Annotated in this window: 17 protein-coding genes; 7 read left to right on the top strand and 10 right to left on the bottom strand. The window is 66.0% G+C overall.

Annotated features, from left to right (window positions below; translation table 11 throughout):
- The first annotated feature begins 22 nt into the window (after window positions 1-22).
- Both HPC46_RS24440 and HPC46_RS24435 read left to right on the top strand, forming a co-directional pair.
- Window positions 23-1,243, top strand: coding sequence for a glycosyltransferase (locus tag HPC46_RS24440; protein ID WP_179474774.1), 1,221 nt, complete (start codon window positions 23-25; stop codon window positions 1,241-1,243).
- Between the two features lie 4 nt (window positions 1,244-1,247).
- A complete protein-coding gene (locus tag HPC46_RS24435; protein ID WP_179474772.1) occupies window positions 1,248-3,197 on the top strand; it encodes a glycosyltransferase family 39 protein in 1,950 nt (649 codons plus the stop codon).
- 1 nt (window position 3,198) lies between these two features.
- Here the strand turns inward: HPC46_RS24435 and HPC46_RS24430 are convergent, their stop codons facing one another.
- The 10 genes from HPC46_RS24430 to HPC46_RS24385 all read right to left on the bottom strand — a co-directional run bounded on the left by HPC46_RS24430 (window position 3,199) and on the right by HPC46_RS24385 (window position 12,555).
- Window positions 3,199-4,068 (bottom strand): SDR family NAD(P)-dependent oxidoreductase, encoded by an 870-nt coding sequence (locus HPC46_RS24430; protein WP_179474770.1) that lies wholly within the window; start codon window positions 4,066-4,068, stop codon window positions 3,199-3,201.
- Window positions 4,061-4,492, bottom strand: coding sequence for a nuclear transport factor 2 family protein (locus tag HPC46_RS24425; RefSeq protein WP_179474768.1), 432 nt, complete (start codon window positions 4,490-4,492; stop codon window positions 4,061-4,063). The genes HPC46_RS24430 and HPC46_RS24425 overlap by 8 nt, the downstream gene beginning before the upstream one ends.
- A 19-nt stretch (window positions 4,493-4,511) precedes the next feature.
- Window positions 4,512-6,425 carry an oxidoreductase gene (locus HPC46_RS24420; protein WP_179474766.1) on the bottom strand — a complete coding sequence of 638 codons (1,914 nt, stop codon included), beginning with the start codon at window positions 6,423-6,425 and terminating at the stop codon, window positions 4,512-4,514.
- A gap of 85 nt (window positions 6,426-6,510) precedes the next feature.
- Window positions 6,511-7,644: an NDMA-dependent alcohol dehydrogenase gene (locus HPC46_RS24415; protein WP_179474764.1), complete on the bottom strand. Its 1,134-nt coding sequence runs from the start codon at window positions 7,642-7,644 to the stop codon at window positions 6,511-6,513.
- A gap of 170 nt (window positions 7,645-7,814) precedes the next feature.
- A complete protein-coding gene (locus HPC46_RS24410) occupies window positions 7,815-8,354 on the bottom strand; it encodes a nuclear transport factor 2 family protein (protein ID WP_179474762.1) in 540 nt (179 codons plus the stop codon).
- Window positions 8,355-8,356: 2 nt separating this feature from the next.
- On the bottom strand, window positions 8,357-8,566 hold the full coding sequence (locus HPC46_RS24405) for a ferredoxin (RefSeq protein WP_005139096.1): 210 nt from the start codon (window positions 8,564-8,566) through the stop codon (window positions 8,357-8,359).
- A gap of 8 nt (window positions 8,567-8,574) precedes the next feature.
- A complete protein-coding gene (locus tag HPC46_RS24400; protein ID WP_179474760.1) occupies window positions 8,575-9,930 on the bottom strand; it encodes a lanosterol 14-alpha demethylase in 1,356 nt (451 codons plus the stop codon).
- A complete protein-coding gene (locus HPC46_RS24395; protein ID WP_179474758.1) occupies window positions 9,927-10,751 on the bottom strand; it encodes an SDR family oxidoreductase in 825 nt (274 codons plus the stop codon). The genes HPC46_RS24400 and HPC46_RS24395 overlap by 4 nt, the downstream gene beginning before the upstream one ends.
- Window positions 10,751-11,965, bottom strand: a complete 1,215-nt coding sequence (locus HPC46_RS24390) for a cytochrome P450 (RefSeq protein ID WP_179474756.1) — start codon at window positions 11,963-11,965, stop codon at window positions 10,751-10,753. The genes HPC46_RS24395 and HPC46_RS24390 overlap by 1 nt, the downstream gene beginning before the upstream one ends.
- On the bottom strand, window positions 11,962-12,555 hold the full coding sequence (locus HPC46_RS24385; RefSeq protein ID WP_179474754.1) for a TetR/AcrR family transcriptional regulator: 594 nt from the start codon (window positions 12,553-12,555) through the stop codon (window positions 11,962-11,964). Before HPC46_RS24385 ends, HPC46_RS24390 begins: the two co-directional genes overlap by 4 nt.
- A 175-nt stretch (window positions 12,556-12,730) precedes the next feature.
- Here HPC46_RS24385 and HPC46_RS24380 point away from each other — a divergent pair, with 175 nt between their 5' ends.
- The 5 genes from HPC46_RS24380 to HPC46_RS24360 form a co-directional block, all read left to right on the top strand.
- The gene (locus tag HPC46_RS24380) at window positions 12,731-14,197 is read left to right on the top strand and encodes an aldehyde dehydrogenase (protein ID WP_179474752.1); all 1,467 of its coding nucleotides are present in this window, start codon (window positions 12,731-12,733) and stop codon (window positions 14,195-14,197) included.
- Between the two features lie 25 nt (window positions 14,198-14,222).
- Window positions 14,223-14,972 carry an SDR family oxidoreductase gene (locus HPC46_RS24375; RefSeq protein WP_179474750.1) on the top strand — a complete coding sequence of 250 codons (750 nt, stop codon included), beginning with the start codon at window positions 14,223-14,225 and terminating at the stop codon, window positions 14,970-14,972.
- Window positions 14,969-15,823: an NAD(P)-dependent oxidoreductase gene (locus HPC46_RS24370; protein WP_179474748.1), complete on the top strand. Its 855-nt coding sequence runs from the start codon at window positions 14,969-14,971 to the stop codon at window positions 15,821-15,823. The genes HPC46_RS24375 and HPC46_RS24370 overlap by 4 nt, the downstream gene beginning before the upstream one ends.
- 2 nt (window positions 15,824-15,825) lie before the next feature.
- Window positions 15,826-16,263 carry a carboxymuconolactone decarboxylase family protein gene (locus HPC46_RS24365; RefSeq protein WP_179474746.1) on the top strand — a complete coding sequence of 146 codons (438 nt, stop codon included), beginning with the start codon at window positions 15,826-15,828 and terminating at the stop codon, window positions 16,261-16,263.
- Window positions 16,264-16,318: 55 nt separating this feature from the next.
- A partial coding sequence (locus HPC46_RS24360; protein ID WP_179474744.1) for a DUF222 domain-containing protein occupies window positions 16,319-17,003 on the top strand: 685 nt, incomplete at its 3' end.

The following is a 17,003-nucleotide window of genomic DNA, read 5'->3' as shown; positions in this document are numbered from 1 at the left end:
TTGGGCCGCGAGCATCGTGTGCATGACCGACACCCTGCCGGCCGCGCAGCGCACCGCGCAGATCAGCCTCGGGGGTCGCTACATTCTCGACATCGTCATCCCGGTGTACAACGAGCAGGACGACCTGGCCGCCTGCGTCCGCCGGCTCCATGAGTTCCTGCGCGACGAGGTTCCCTACCGTGCGCGAATCATGGTGGCCGACAACGCAAGCACCGACAACACCCTGGCGATTGCTCACCAGCTCGCCGACGAGCTGCCCGATGTCGAGGTGATCCATCTCGACGGCAAGGGTCGCGGCGGAGCGTTGGCCGCCGCGTGGGCGGCCTCACCGGCCGACGTCGTCGCCTATATGGACGTCGATCTCTCCACTCATCTGTCGGCGCTGATGCCATTGGTGGCTCCGCTGGTGTCCGGGCACTCCGACATCGCGATCGGTTCCCGGCTGGCCGCATCGTCGCGGGTGGTGCGCGGCGTCAAGCGTGAAGTTGTCTCCCGCGGCTACAACCTGCTGCTGCGCGGGCTTCTCGGCGCCCGGTTCTCCGACGCCCAGTGCGGCTTCAAGGCGATGCGCACCGACGTCGCCCGCCGGCTGCTGCCGTTGATCGTCGACACCGGTTGGTTCTTCGACACCGAGCTTCTGGTGCTGGCCGAGAGGGCCGGCCTGCGGATCCACGAGGTACCGGTTGATTGGATCGACGACCCGGATTCCCGGGTGGACATCGTGGCCACCGCGATCGAGGACCTCAAGGGTTGCTGGCGAGTAGGCCGGGCGCTGACCACCGGCACGCTGCCGCTTCGGGACCTGCAGGCCGCCCTGGGCCGTGAGCCGCTGGTGCCCGGGGTGCCCCGTGGCATGGTCGGCCAGATGGTGCGCTTCGGACTGATCGGCGTCGCCAGCACCATTGCCTTTGCACTGCTGTACCTTTCGCTGCACCCCGCACTCGGCGCGCAGGCTGCCAACCTGACGGCACTGCTGCTGACCGCGTTGGCCAATACGGCTGCCAACCGCGCCTTCACCTTCGGCATCCGCGGGCGCGCCGGTGCCGCACGCCACCACGTACACGGCCTGCTGGTGTTCGGCTTCGGACTGGCGATCACCAGTGGGTCGCTCTACCTGCTGCACCGCTTCGATCCGACCGTCGGCAAGGGTGTCGAACTCTCGGTTCTGGTCGTGGCCAATCTCGTCGCCACCTTCGTGCGCTTCGTCGCGCTGCGCCGGGTGTTCGGCGCATCGGCCCGCTGATGCGATGACCGTCGCGACCGACCTGCCGAAAATCGGCACCGCTCAGGCTGTTCCGCGCCCCACACAGCTGAGCCCGCTCCGGTGGGCGCTGCTGGCGCTGCTGACGGGAACGGCGGCGCTCTACCTGTGGGGCCTGGACGGCTCGGGCTGGGCCAACGCGTTCTACTCCGCGGCCGCACAGGCGGGCGCCCAATCCTGGAAGGCGTTCCTGTTCGGCTCCTCGGATGCCGCCAACTCGATCACCGTCGACAAACCCCCACTGTCGCTGTGGCTTCCGTCGCTGGCGATCCGCATGTTCGGGCTCAACTCGTGGAGCATCCTGGTACCGCAGGCACTCGTCGGGGTCGGTTCGGTCGCGCTGTTGTGGGACACCGTGCGCCGGCCGTTCGGCGAGGCGGCCGCATTGATCGCCGGCACCGTTCTGGCGTTGACCCCGGTGGCTGTGACGATCTTCCGGTTCAACAACCCCGATGCCCTACTGGTCCTGTTGATGATCGCCGCCGTCTGGGCGCTGCTGCGCGCAGTCGACGACGGGCGGTTGCGCTGGCTGCTGCTCTGCGGCGCATGCCTGGGGCTGGGCTACCTGACCAAACAGCTCGAGGTGGTGCTGGTGATGCCGGCGCTGGCGATCACCTATCTGCTGGGCGGGCCGCGAGCGCTGCTCGACCGGGCCCGGCAGCTGCTGCTCGGGCTGGGTGCCGCTGTGCTGGCTGCGGGCTGGTGGGTGCTGCTGGTGCAGCTGTGGCCGGCGAACAAGCGGCCGTGGATCGGCGGGACGCAGACCAATTCGGTCCTCGAGCTGACGTTGCGGTACAACGGCATCGGCAGGCTCAACGGCGACGAGCCGGGCAGCACCGGCTCGCCGGGCTTCATCTCACCGGTTCACCTGGGCGGTCGGACGTCGGTGCACCCGTGGGGCCAGCCCGGCATCGGCCGGTTGTTCGAACCCGAACAGATCGGGGGTATCGGCTGGCTGCTACCCGCGGCCCTGGTCTTTGCGATCGCGCTACTCGCGCGGCGCGGTCCCCAGCGGGCAGCCACCGGAGTGTGGGTGCTGTGGCTCCTGACCACCGCGGCGGTGTTCAGCTTCATGGCCGGCATCTTCCATCCGTATTACACGGTGGCATTGGCACCTTCGATCGCGGCGATCGTCGGCATCGGTGCGACGGTGTTCTGGCAGGAGCGTGAACGGTATTGGGCCAAAGGGGTATTGGTTGCCGCAGTCGTGTCGACCGCGGTGACATCGGTGCTGGTGCTGCGGCATGTGCCCGGCTACCACCCGTGGCTGTGGTGGGCAGTCGCGATCGGCGCGTGCATACTGATGGCCGCGGTGGCCGGTTCAGCGATTCCGAGACCCGCGGTCCTAGCACTCGCGGCGCTGGTCGCTCTCGGCGGCCCGGCCGCCTACAGCGTCACCACAGTGGTCCGCGGCAACGAGGGCGCGATGCCCATCGCCGGGCCGGTTCCCCGCCTCGTCACCGCGATGACCAAGGGCGTCGGGCCCGTCCAGCGGGCCGAGATCACTGCTGCCAGCGGTCCCGGATTCCTGTTGCCGGCGGGCGCTCCCGGTGGCGGGACGCATTTGGTGGGATGCACGCTGCTCGACTCGGGCGTACCCGACCGTCGACTGGTCGACCTGCTCGATGCCAACGCCGGGCGCTACACCTGGGTGGCGGCCACGGTCGGATCAGTCTGTGCGGCAGGCTATCAACTCGCCAGCGGCTACCCGGTGATGCCGGTCGGCGGCTTCAACGGCACCGATCCCTCGCCGACGCCCGATGCATTCCTGCGCCTCGCGTTGTCGAAGCGGATTCACTACTTCATCGTCACCAACCCGATCCACGAGGACAAGTGGGGACACTTGGACACCAATGCGCTTATCCAGCAATGGGTTCAGCGCAACTTCACACCCCAGCGTGTGGGCAGGGTGCTGGTCTACGACCTGACGGCGTAGCTCAGGCCAGCATCTCCGCGATCTCGTCGATAGACCATGGCGGGTTGTCGTGGTGATCGCGATAGTTGATGAACGCGGGGGATGGCCGGTCGAAGCGGCCAACGAAACCGCCTGTGGCGATCAGGATCTGGCCGGTGATGTGCCGGGCCAGGTCACTGACCAGGTAGGCGTACAGGGGGGCGACGTACTCGGGTGGCGCGACGTCCAGCGCACCCTGCGCGCTGACGTCGTCGAGGATGCCTCGTCGGTGCAGGGATGCGATCTGGTCCTCGAAGTCCTGTCCGGTGGACAGTCGGGTCTTCGCACCCGGGCACACCACGTTCGCGCGCACCCCGTGTTCGGCCAACTCCGCCGCGATCGCCATGGTCAGCCCGTTCACCGCGCCCTTGCCGGCCGGGTAGCCGGTACCTCCGTAATCGCCGAGGAACGCAAAGGAACTGGTGTTGACGATGGCGCCGCGGCCACGGGCCACCATTCTCGGTGCTGCCGCTCGGCAGGTCGCGAACGTGGTACCCAGGTGGACGTCGAGGAGCTCGCGAAACTCGGCCGGTGTGACACTCAGGATCGACGATCCGGGCGGCTCGGGCGCACCGGCGCAGTTGACCAACGCGTCGACAGCACCGAATTCCTTCTCGCACAGCGCAATCAGGTCCTCGGCGACCGCCTCGTCGGCGCCGGAACCGGTGTGTGGCACGGCCCGTCCGCCGGCCTGAACGATGGTGTCAGCGGTTACTTCAGCGGCGGCCGCATCGCGGCCGTTGACCACCACACCCGCACCGCACTCGGCCAGCAATGCCGAGACGGCTGCACCGATACCTCGCGAGCCGCCGACGACAACCGCGCCGAATCCCGCTAGCGGCCGGTCATTCACCTTCGGGCGAAGACTGGCCGAACTGCATGCCGTCCATGTTCCAGTAGCCGCGCATGTTGGCGATAAGGCCGGCGTCGTTGACGTGATAGGTGAACACACCGCGCACCGTGCTCGTCAGACCGCCCTCGAACTGGCTGCGTAGCACCAGGATGTGGGCCACCTCGTTGGGTGAGCTGGATGGGAAGGTCTCCTCGCACGTGACGCGAAGGTTGTTGACCGCGATGTTGGCGTCATAGAAATCGGCGACAGCCGCCTTACCCCGCACACCGTTGCCGTCGGGATTGGTGATGGCCTGCCCGATCGGATCCTCGATCACGACATCGTCGGCCATCAGGGCCAGCCAGCCTTCGCGGTCGTGCGACATCACGCACTTCCAGGATGACTGCGAGGCGGTCAGTGCCGGCGTCTGTTCGGTGGTGGTCATAGCTCCCTCTCTCTCGTTGTCAGATACTGCACGCGGCGCGAGCGCCATCTTCGGTGGCTTTGCGGATGAGTCCCAGTCCGGTGCAGTCCCCGACGGCGTGCACCTTGGCGCCGGGCAACCGGTCGGTGAGCGCGTCGAACAGTGCGGTGTCGGCCTCGGGGCGACCGGTGACGATCACACTGTCGGCGGCCAGGTCTCGCCGAGTGCCGCCGTACGGGGTGAACGACACCCCGCCGTCAGTGATCTCGTGGACCTCCGTGCGGACGTGAATCGGAACGGCCAGGCGATCGAGCCGGTCCATGTGTTCGGTGCGCCGTTTGAGGCCGACCTCAGGGGCGATGGTGCGACCCGCCTCCAGCACGGTGACGAATCGGTCTCGTACTGCGAGAAATTCGGCGATCTGGATCGCCGCGAGGCTACCGCCGACGATGATGACCCGCCGGCCCACGGGCGGCCCGCTCTGGCCGGCAAGCAATTCGTCCAGGGCCGGGCTGGTATGCGCTTTGGCCCCGGTGGCCACGACCACCGCCTCGGGATCAAGGGCGGCGATCTCGTCGGCGTCGACCGAATGTGACAGCTCGACAGACGCTGTGCTGCGAGCGATTTCGCCACGCAGATACCGCAGGAACGGTTCATTCTCCGGGTGCACGATCGACGCCAACACCAGCGCGCCACCCAGGTGTGCGGTCCGCTCGAACAACGTGACCCGGTGACCGCGCTCCGCTGCCACTCGCGCGGCCTCCAAGCCACCCGGGCCGCCGCCGATGACGATGACGCGCTTGCCCTGCGTGACCGGGCGCAGCGCCAGCTCCCGTTCTTTACCCGTACGGGGGTTGACCGCGCAATCGACCGAGAACCGTTGTTCCATTGCGTCGATGCAGTTCTCACACGATATACAACGGCGCACCCGGTCGGCCTGACCGGTCTGCAGCTTGGCCACCAGCTCGGGGTCTGCCAGCATCGGCCGTCCCATGGCGATGAAATCTGCCCGGCCGTCGGCCAGGATCTGCTCGGCCCGCGCCGGATCGTGGATGCGGCCCACGGCGATCACCGGTACATCGACCACCTGCTTGACCGCGGCGGCGGCGCCCACGTTGAGCGCGTCACCGTCGTCGGCCGCGTTGACCATGCCGGTGACCAGGCGGTCGATCACGCCGCCGCTGACGTGGAAGGCATCCACTCCTGCGGCTACCAGTTGTGGTGCCACCAGGGCGGTTTCGTAGCTCGGGCGGCCACCGGCGACCCGCTCGTAGCCGGATATCCGCAGGGTGATCGGCAAGGTATCGCCGATTTCGGACCGGATGGCCGCCAGCGTTTGCAGCACCACCCGGATCCGGCCTTGCGTGGAGTCGCCGCGGTAGTCATCGGTGCGCCGGTTGCGTTGCGGGGCAAGAAAAGAACCCAGGAACATGTAACCGTGCGCGGCATGCAGCTCGATACCGTCGTAGCCCGCCTCGGCGGCACGGCGCACCGCGGCCTTGAACAGGTCGATGATCGCCATCAGCTGCGCGCCGGTCACCTCGGCCGACGGGCGGCCGGTCAGATAGGACGGGATCACCGACGGGCCGAAGGACGTGACTCCGTGCATCTCCGGGCCGAGCCCGTCGGGGCCGGAGTGCACGATCTGCGGCTGGATCTTGGCGCCGTGCTCGTGGACGGCCTCGACCAACGCTCGGTGCGCGCTGACGGCCTCGTCGGTGCCGAGGTGCAAGCCGCCGGGAGTCTCGGGTTGCAGGTGGTCGATCCCGGTGGCGCCCACGGTGATCAGTCCGACGCCGCCTTTGGCGCGGGCGGCGAAGTAGTCGCGGGTGCGTTCCGACGGAAGCCCGTCCGGGCTGCCGTACATGGTCTCCATCGGAGACATCACGAGCCTGTTGCGCAGAGTCATCGAGCCGATCTGGCCGGGACGCAACAGGTTCGGGAAGCCGGTCATGGTCGCGGGTCAATGAATTCCGGGCCGTGCCCGCGCCATTGGGCAAGGCGGGCACGGCCCGGAAGGTCCGTAAGGGACAAGTAGGTCAGCGGTCTTCGTCGGTGTAGCGGATGACGCCGCGGATGTTGCGGCCCTCGAGCATGTCCTTGTAGCCGTCGTTGATCTGCTCCAGCTTGTACTGCCGGGTGACCATGTCGTCGAGGTTGAGGCGGCCCACCTTGTACATGGACAGCAGTTGCGGGATGTCGTAGTGCGGGTTGCCGCCACCAAAGATCGTGCCCTGCAGGCGCTTCTGCATCAGGGTGAGCATCGCCAGATTCAGCTTCACGTCGTTGCTGGCCATGTTGGCCACGGCCGTCGCCACCACGGTGCCGCCCTTGGCGGTGATGTTCATGTAGTGGTCGATGTCCTCGCCCTTGAGTTCGCCGACGGTCACGATGGTCTTGTGCGCCATCCGACCCTGGGTGACCTCCGCGACGCCCGCCATCGCACTGAAGATGTCGGGATAGGCATGCGTGGCGCCGAACTTGAGCGCGTTGTCGCGCTTGAACTCGACCGGGTCGACGGCGAAGATGTTGCGCGCGCCGGCATTCAGGGCACCTTGCAGGGCGCCGGTGCCCACGCCGCCCACACCGACGATCACCACGTCTTCGCCCGGCCGGATGTCACCGCTGCGGACGGCCGAGCCATAGCCGGTGGTCACGCCGCAGCCCACCAGGCAGGCGACCTCGAACGGGATCGACGGATCGATCTTCACCACGGAGCTCTTGTGCACCACCATGTACGGGCTGAACGTGCCGAGCAGGGTCATCGGGATGACCGGCTGGCCGTTCTTCACGGCGTGGATGCGATGCGTGCCGTCGGACACCGCGGTGCCGCCCAGCAGTCCCGCACCCAGGTCGCAGAGGTTGCGCAGCCCCTCCTGACAGGCCGGACACTCACCACAGGACGGGATGAACGACAGCACGACGTGATCGCCGGGGGCGATGTGGTCGACGCCCGGGCCTACCTCGGTGACGACGCCGGCGCCTTCATGGCCGCCGAGAACGGGAAATCCAGCCATCGGGATGTCGCCGGTGACCAGGTGATGGTCCGAGTGACACATGCCCGAAGCTTCCATCTGGATTTTGACTTCGTCCTTGACCGGATCGCCGATCTCGATTTCCTCGATCGACCACGGCTGGTTGAACTCCCAGATGAGAGCACCTTTAGTCTTCACAGCGAACCTCCACTCGCAAAACCCGACCCCGGTCTTTTCCAGGGCGGCCGGCCGTGCCGGATGGTCAATCTAGGCCAAAATTAGAACGTGTTCCTGTCCTGCGGACCATTATGACCTCCGTCACCGTCTAAGTCACCGCCGGGGCCGAAAACTTGACGCCTGTCGAGTATTCACCAGATCGGAACCGGGGCCTCACCGAGGGGGTAGTAGCCGGGCAGCTTCTCGCCCGCAACGCTGCGCTCGATGCGCTTCTGCATGGTCGGGGTCAGGTCGCCGGAGGAGATGAGCTTGACGAAGGCCTTCTGGACGTGGCCGAAGTCGAAGAAGTCGCGCTGCCACTCGATGAGCAGGTTGTCGTTCAGCCGGAACCAGCTGCCGCCGATGCCGTAGATCTCGTCACGGGTGCCGTCGGATTTGTTCGCGATCTGCTTCCAGAAGCCGACGATCTCGTTCTGCTTCTCGTCGACGAGAACCTTCTGGTACTCGTAGACCCAGTTCTCCAGGCCTTCCATCTCCAGGCCGAGCGCGACGTCGCGGATCTGGTCCTTGCCGACGCACATGACGTCTTCCTTGGGCCCGATATTCCAGCCGTAGGTTGCGTCGTCGGTGTAGAACTCCGCCAGGTTCGTCCAATCGCCGGCCTTCTCGGAGTCTTTGTTGGCCTGCAGCCAGCGCTGGACCCAGTCGTCGAGTTGTTCTCGTGACGCCATTGTCAGTTCTCTTTCTCTACGAGGGATAGTGCTCGGGTGGGACACATTTCGATGGCTCGTTCGACGTCGTCGCGCATGTCGTCAGGCGGTTCGGGGTCGACGATCTCGACAGGGCCGCGCTTGGGCACTGTGAAGATGTCCGGCGCCTCCAGTTCACACATGGCGTGGCCCTGGCACAGGTCCTCGTCGAGTTCGATGCGGTAGCAACCCATGACGACTCCTACGACGTGCGCTTGCGGTAGCGGACCTTCGCGGGCCTGGCCAGTTGAACCACCATCTTGGAGTGGTCGTTCTGGTACGACTCGGGCGGCTGCGCCATCTCGAACTCGTACTCCCGCAACAGAACCGAGAAGATCGCCTTGATCTGCATCTGCGCGAACGCGGCACCGACGCACCGGTGTCTGCCGGCGCCGAACGGGATCCAGGTCCAGCGGTTGACGATGTCCTCTTGGCGCGGCTTCTCGTAGCGGTCGGGGTCGAACGCGTCCGGGTTCGGGAAGTCCTCAGGCAGGCGGTTGGAGATCGCCGGCGACGCGGCCACCATCTGGCCCTTGTGGATCCGGTAACCCTGCACCTCGAACTCGTCCTGGGCGACCCGCATCAGGATGATCAGGGGCGGATGCAGCCGCAGGGTTTCCTTGAGCGCGTTGTCGATGTTCGGAATCTGGCGCAGCGCATGGAAACTCACCTCCTGGCCGTCGGAATACACCTCGTCGAGCTCCTGCTGCACCTTGGCGTAGAACTGCGGGTTGCGCAGCAGCTCGATGAGCGTCCACGACGAGGTGCCCGAACTGGTGTGGTGCCCGGCGAACATCAGCGAGATGAACATGCCGGTGACCTCGTTGGCCGAGAAGCGCGGATTGCCGTCCTCGTCCTTGACGGAGACCAACACGTCGAGCAGGTCGCGATCGCTCTTGTCGGTGGGCGGGTTGGCAATTCGGCCGTCCATGACCTCTTGGACCAACTTCACCAGGCTGGCGCGCGCCTCGTCACGGATGCGGAAGCTCTCGATCGGCAGGTAGGGATCCACGTAGCACAGCGGGTCGGTGCCGCGCTCGAGCAGGTGATAGTAGTTCGCGAACCGCGAGTCGAGCTGGTTGCGGAACTTGAGGCCGATCAGGCACGCCGTCGAGGTGTAGATCGTCAACTCGGCGAAGAACTCCAGCAGATCGATCTCGCCTTCCTCGCCCCAGTTCGCGATCATCTTGCGGACTTCGGCCTCGATGGTCGCGGCGTGACCCTTCATCTGCTCGCCGCGCAGGGCGGTGTTGTGCAGCATCTCCGCGCGGCGCTCGGGGTCGGCGTCGAACACCACACCCTCGCCGAAGATCGGCGTCATGAACGGGTAGGCCTCGGCCTGGTTGAGGTCGGCATCGGAAGAGCGGAAGAAGAACTCGTTGGCCTCCGAGCCGGTCAGCAGGATCACCTGTTTGTCGGCGAGCTGAAACCAGCCGAGGTCGCCGCATTCGTCGCGGATGCGCTGCATCAGCCCGATCGGGTCGGTGCGGAACTCCTCGAGGTGGCCGTGTTCTTCATCGCCGCCCGAAACCCGTTGTACTTCTTTTGTGATCGTCATGACGGCATTCCTTCCTCGCCGAGAGCGAGCTTTTGACGGTCTTTGTTGTCGGCCAGTGGAGCTTCGGGCTGGAGCTCCATGTTGGCGATGAAGCCGCCGCGGGGCGTCTCCGCGACGAACGTGATGGCGCGGGCGAGGTCGGCCGCGCGCAGGAAGTAGTCGTGCCGGGCCTGCCCCCACTTGGCCCAATCCTCAAGTGCCGGACCGATTTTCTCTGCGGGTAGGCTCCAGCCCATCGAGGTCTTGGTCGGGCCGGGGTGCACGATCGAGGCGCGCACGCCGGTGCCTTCGAGCTCCATCTGGAAGTTGGTCACCATGGCGACCAGCGCGGCCTTGGCCGCACCGTAGGCACCCATGTGCGGGCGCTGCCGGAGCGAGACATCAGAGCCGACGAAGATGAGATCGCCGCGCTGGCGTGCCATCATCCCGGGCAGCACGGCGTTGGCCAGCCGGAAGGCGCCGACCAGGTGGATCTGCAGCTGTGAGTCGAACTCGTCGCTGGTGATCTCGTCGAGCTTGCCGAAGTAGGTGTCGCCGGCGCCGGCAACCAGCACCTCGATGTCGCCGAGCGCCTCGGTCGACTGCGCGACAAACGATTTCACCGAGTCGGGGTCGGTGACGTCGAGGTGGAAGCCGACCGCTTCGCCGCCGTCGGCGTTGATCTTGCCGACGATGTCGTCGAGCTTCTCGACCCGGCGTGCGCCGAGTGCGACCGGGAACCCGTGGGAGGCGAGTTCGATGGCGGTGGCTTCGCCGATACCGGACGAGGCGCCGGCGACGATGGCTGGCCTGCGGTCGGGAAGGGGAGCGAAACGGGGCATCAACGCGCCTTTACTGTGATGGGTAGGTGTGCGAATCCGCGGACATTGCTGGAGTGGACGCGTACCGAGTTGGCCTCGTCGACTTCGTAGCCGCGGATGCGTTTGAACAACTCTTCCAGGGCAACTCGCGCCTCCATGCGGGCGAGATGGGCGCCGAGGCAGAAGTGCGCACCGCTGCCGAAGCTCTGGAGCTTGGCGCCGATGTCCCGGCCGATGATGTAGTCATCGGGGTGGGCGAACGCTCGCTCGTCGCGGTGGGCCGATCCCGGCAGGAGCAGCAGCACGTCGCCGTCGGGGATGACGGTGTCGTAGAGGGTCAGCTCGCCGGCGACGGTGCGGGCCAGGATCTGGCTGGAGGTGTCGTAGCGCAGCGTTTCCTCGACCCACAGCGGGATCTGGGCGAAGTCGTCGTAGACCGGGGCCAGCTGGTCGGGGTTCTTGTGTCCCCAAAACGCGGCGTTGGCAAGCAGTTTGGTGGTCGTCTCGTTGCCGGCGATCACCATCAGGAACATGAAGCCCAGTACCTCGTCGTCGGTCAGCCGGTCACCGTCGATCTCGGCGTCCAGCAGGGCCGTCGTCAAATCATCGGTCGGACTCTTGCGCCGCTCTTCCACCATGGCCTGGTAGTAGACGATCAGGTTGAGCGACGCCTCGACGGCCTCCGGCGGCACGTCGGTGACGCCTTCATCGCGGTGCATCACACCATCGGCCCAGGCGCGGACCTGAACACGGTCGGCTTCGGGCACGCCCATGAGTTCGGAGATGACGTCCATCGGGAGCTTGCCGGCGAACTCATCGACGTAGTCCACGGTTTCACCGGCGGCGGCCTTCTCGAGCATGGTGTCGAGGTGCTTGACGGCGATCTCGGTGACGCGGGGCTCGAGCTCGCGAATTCTCCTAGGGGTGAACCCCTTTGAGACCAAGGTGCGCAGTCGAAGGTGAGCCGGATCGTCCATGGCCAAGAACGACATCGTCTTGGAGGCGTGCGGGCCGCGGGATGCCGGGTCCAGCGAGACCCCGTACTTGTTGGACAGCGTCGTGCTGTTACGGAAGCCCTGCAACACATCCTGGTGCCGGGACAGCGCCCAGAACTTCAGGTCGTCGTTGTAGTACAGCGGGGCCTCGTCGCGCAGCCGCTTGTAGTACGGGTAGGGATCCTCGTGGAAGTCGTAGTTGTAGGGATCCAGCACCACGTCTGGACTCTGCACGCTCATTGGTTCTCTCCCAAGATAAGTCCCGCGACATAGCCGATCCGGTCAGCGACCTGTCGGTAGCTCATGGTTCCGCTGCCGGCGTGTACGAGCGCGCCGTAGTACGTCATCTCCAATGCGGACACGATCTGTGGATCGGCGTCCGGCCCCAATGCCGACTTGATCCGTTTGTGAATTTCGGCGCCGATGCGGTCCCGCGCCGGATGCACTCCGGCGTCGTTGCTCAACATGGCGGTGGTGCACGCCGCGGCGAACTCGGGCTCGTCGGCGATCACCAGTGCCAGGCTGCGCAGCGTCTGCCGGACGCGGTGCAGGCGGGTGTCGTTGACGTCGGTGAAGTAGGGGACCTGACGCATCAAGTCGAGGTACACCTCGGCGATCAGATGGTTCTTGGACGAGAAGTAGGTGTACGCCGTGGCCGGTGCCACCTTCGCGCGCGCCGCGACGGACCGCACGGTCAGGTCGGCGTACGACGTTTCACGCAGCATCTCCATGCCGGCGCGCAACACCTTGCGGAAGGTTTCTTCCTGGCGGCGATTGCGCGGCGCGTCATCACCATCTGGGGTGACGGCAAGGACAGCATCGCTGGACACATGTCCAAGTTATCGGAATGCGGGCAGGATAGGCAAGAGAATCCGGGAATTACCAGTTCAACGGCCATACTGACACCGGCTTGCCGGAAGAACCTTGCACCACGGACGCGTCGGAGGTTATGGTGCGGAAGACAGAATCTCGGACACGTGTCCAACGAAGCAGACGGGAATCGGGATGGCGATTGCGGCCGATGGGAACAGCGATCTCTTCATCGACGGGAAGCTGGTGCCGGGTGGCAACGGCAGATATCCGACGATCAATCCGGCCACCGAGGAAGTCCTGGGCACTGCGGCCGACGGTGACGCCGAGGACATGGGCCGGGCCATCGACGCCGCGCGCCGCGCCTTCGACACCACCGACTGGTCCACCAACACCGAACTTCGGGTGCGCAGCATCCGCCAGCTCCGCGAAGCGATGAAAGAGCACGTCGAGGAGCTGCGCGAGATGACCATGGCCGAGGTGGGTGCGCCGCGCATGCTGACCTCCGCCGCCCAACTGGAGGGGCCGGTCGAGGACCTGTCCTTCTGCGCCGACACCGCCGAGAACTACTCGTGGCGCCAAGATCTCGGCGTCGCCTCGCCGATGGGCATCAAGACTGCGCGCACCATCGCGCGCGAGGCCGTCGGCGTCGTCGGCGCCATCACCCCGTGGAACTTTCCGCACCAGATCAACCTGGCCAAGCTCGGCCCCGCGCTGGCCGCCGGCAACACGATCGTGCTCAAGCCTGCTCCCGATACCCCTTGGTGCGCAGCGGTACTCGGTGAACTGATCGCCGAGCACACCGATATCCCGCCGGGCGTGGTCAACATCGTCACCTCGAACGACCACGCGGTCGGGGCGCTGCTGTCCAGCGACCCGCGGGTGGACATGGTGTCGTTCACCGGCTCCACCAACACCGGCCGCGCGGTGATGGCCGCCGGCGCGGCCACCATCAAGAAGGTCTTCTTAGAACTCGGCGGCAAGTCGGCATTCCTGGTGCTTGACGACGCCGACCTGGCCGGGGCGTGCTCGATGGCGGCGTTCACCGCCTCGATGCATGCCGGCCAGGGCTGCGCGATCACCACCCGCCTGGTGGTGCCGCGGGCACGCTACGACGAAGCGGTCGAAGCGGCGGCGGCGACCATGGGCGGCCTCAAGCCCGGTGACCCGACCAACCCCGGAACCATCTGCGGGCCGGTCATTTCCGAGCGTCAGCGCGATCGGGTGCAGTCCTATCTCGACCTTGCGATCGCCGAGGGCGGCAGGTTTGCGTGTGGTGGTGGCCGGCCGGCCGATCGCGACACCGGATACTTCATCGAGCCGACGGTCATCGCCGGCCTGGACAACAGCGCCCGTGTGTCGCGCGAGGAGATCTTCGGCCCGGTGCTGACGGTCATCGCCCACGACGGCGACCAGGATGCGATCCGCATCGCCAACGATTCGCCATACGGCTTGTCGGGCACCGTGTTCGGCGGCGATCTGGAGCGCGCGCAATCCGTCGCCGACCGGTTGCGGGTCGGCACGGTCAACGTCAACGGCGGGGTGTGGTACTCCGCGGATGCACCGTTCGGCGGTTACAAGCAGTCCGGGGTCGGCCGCGAGATGGGTCTGGCCGGCTTCGAGGAATATCTCGAGCTGAAAGTCATTGCCACAGCGGTCTAATCCGGTGGCCGAGAGAGGAATGCACATGGGACAGTTCGACGAGAAGGTTGCCATCGTCACCGGCGCTGGTGGCGGTATCGGTCAGGCTTATGCCGAAGCGATCGCCCGTGAGGGCGCGGCGGTGGTTGTCGCCGACATCAATATCGAAGGCGCGCAGAAGGTCGCCGACGGGATCAAAGGTGAGGGCGGCACCGCGCTGGCGCTGCCCGTCGACGTCAGCGACCCGGCTTCGGCCAAGGCAATGGCCGACGCGACGCTGGCCGAGTTCGGCGGCATCGACTACCTGGTCAACAACGCCGCGATCTTCGGTGGGATGAAGCTGGACTTCCTGATCACCGTCGACTGGGACTACTACAAGAAGTTCATGAGCGTGAACCTCGACGGCGCGCTGGTGTGTACCCGCGCGGTGTACCGGAAGATGGCCAAGCGTGGCGGCGGCGCGATCATCAACCAATCGTCCACGGCGGCATGGCTGTACTCGAACTTCTACGGCCTGGCCAAGGCAGGCGTCAACAGCCTCACCCAGCAGCTGGCCACCGAGCTCGGCGGCCAGAACATCCGCATCAATGCGATCGCGCCCGGCCCGATCAACACCGAGGCTAACCGCACTACTACTCCTCAGGAGATGGTTGCCGACATCGTCAAGGGAATTCCGTTGTCGCGCATGGGTGAAGTCGACGATCTGGTGGGCATGTGCCTGTTCCTACTGTCGGATCAGGCGAAGTGGATCACCGGCCAGATCTTCAATGTCGACGGCGGACAGATTTTCCGATGAGCTCCAGTGACGTCAAGGTCGGCTACATCGGTCTGGGAAACCAGGGTGCGCCGATGGCCAAGCGGCTGGTCGAGTGGCCGGGTGGGCTCATCGTTTTCGATGTGCGGACCGAGGCCATGACGCCGCTGGCCGAACTCGGCGCCACATTGGCAGACAATGTGGCTGATGTTGCCGCGGCGGATGTCATCGAAGTGACCGTGCTCAACGACGAGCAGGTGCGCGATGTGGTGGGCCAGCTCGCCGAACACGCCAAGCCTGGAACGGTCATCGCGATCCATTCGACGATCGAGCCGGGCACCGCCGCCGAACTGGCTGAGCAGTTGCGGCCCAGGGGTATTCACATCGTCGACGCCCCGGTCAGTGGCGGCGCCGGCGCTGCCGACAAGGGCGAGCTGGCCGTGATGGTCGGTGCGGACGACGAGGCGTACGACATCGTCAAGCCCGTCTTCAAGCAATGGGCCTCGATGGTGGTCCGTGCGGGTGAGCCCGGAGCTGGAACCCGGATGAAGTTGGCTCGTAACATGTTGACCTTCATCGGCTTTGCCGCCGCGTGTGAGGCGGCCAAGCTTGCCGAAGCGGCCGGGATCGACCTGCAGAAACTCGGTCGCGTGGTGCGGCACAGCGACGCCCAGAGTGGTGGCCCCGGTGCGATCATGGTCCGCGACGACACCAAACCGCTCGAGCCGGAACACTTCGTCTACGACATGTTCATGCATACCCGCGGCTTGGCCGAAAAAGACCTGAAACTGGCTCTCGCTCTGGGTGAATCCGCAGGCGTCGAGCTGCCGCTGGCCGAGATCGCACTACGGGACCTGGCCGCCGGGCTCGGTGTTCCCTACACGAAGGAGTGACGATGGACGAGTTGCGCCGCAAGGGCCTGGACAAGATGAACGAGGTCTACGGCTGGGAGATGCCGGACTCGCCGGGGGACTACTTCGCGCTCACGGCGGACCACCTGTTCGGCACGATCTGGACGCGGCCGGGATTGACCATGCGGGACAAGCGGATCATGACGCTGACCGTTGTCACCGCGCTCGGCATCTCCGACCTCGCCGAGATCCAGGCCAATGCCGCCCTGCACAATGAGGAACTCACCCCCGAGGAACTCAAGGAGATGGCGATCTTCTTGACGCACTACCTCGGCTTCCCACTGGGTTCGAAGCTCGACGGCGTTGTCACCAAGGTCACGGCCAAACGCAAGAAGGCCGCCGAGGCGGGTAAGGGCGAAGACAAGAAGGCCAACGTCAACGACGCGCTGAAGATGCACAGCGGCAAGACGCTGGACGACTGACTTCACGTCCCGGGCGCGCCGCTTTTTGTCGGTGGTCTGGAGTAGTCTCTGATTCATGAGTTCGAACGTATGTTCGAGTAGCCAGCTAGAGGCGCTCGCCGGTGAGGCCGAGGCCTTGGGTGCGGTCGATATCGAGGCGTTGTCCCCGGCGCAGCGATTTGTGGCGGTCGAGAAGCTCGAGACGGTGCGGCGGCTGCTCGCGGCGGTGTCGCTGTCCTGGGTGTCCCGGTTGGAGCAGTTCCAGGGGTGTCCGCCGGTGGGGATCGCGTTGGCCGATGTGTTGCGGGTCAGCCCGACCGAGGCGCGGCGGCGGATGCGTGATGCCGGGCAGTTGGCGCCGCGCACGACGTTGACCGGGGAGCCATTGGCGCCGGTGTTGCCGGAAACGTCGCAGGCGTGGCATGCCGGGCAGCTCGATGGTGAGCATCTGCGGGTGATTCAGAGGTTCTTTCGGGATCTGCCCGATCACGTGTCTCCGGCGCAACGGGAGAAGGCCGAACGCTCGCTGGCCACCCATGCGGTCAACGTGCGCCCGGATCAGCTGGAGCGCATCGCCCACCGGATGGCATTGCATCTCAATCCTGACGGCACGTTCTCTGATGAGGACCGGGCCCGCAAACGCGGCTTCACGTGGGGCCGGCAACGTGCCGATGGCATGCGTGAGGGCAAGCTGGTCGCCGACCCGGAACTGCAGGCCGAGCTTGACGCGTGGAACGCCAAGTACGCCGCGCCCGGCATGT

It is taken from the genome of Mycolicibacterium vinylchloridicum (assembly GCF_013404075.1).
Classification (GTDB): Bacteria; Actinomycetota; Actinomycetes; order Mycobacteriales; family Mycobacteriaceae; genus Mycobacterium; species Mycobacterium vinylchloridicum.
The sequence above is the reverse complement of the archived record's forward strand: the minus strand, read 5'-3'. Positions and strand labels throughout refer to the sequence as shown.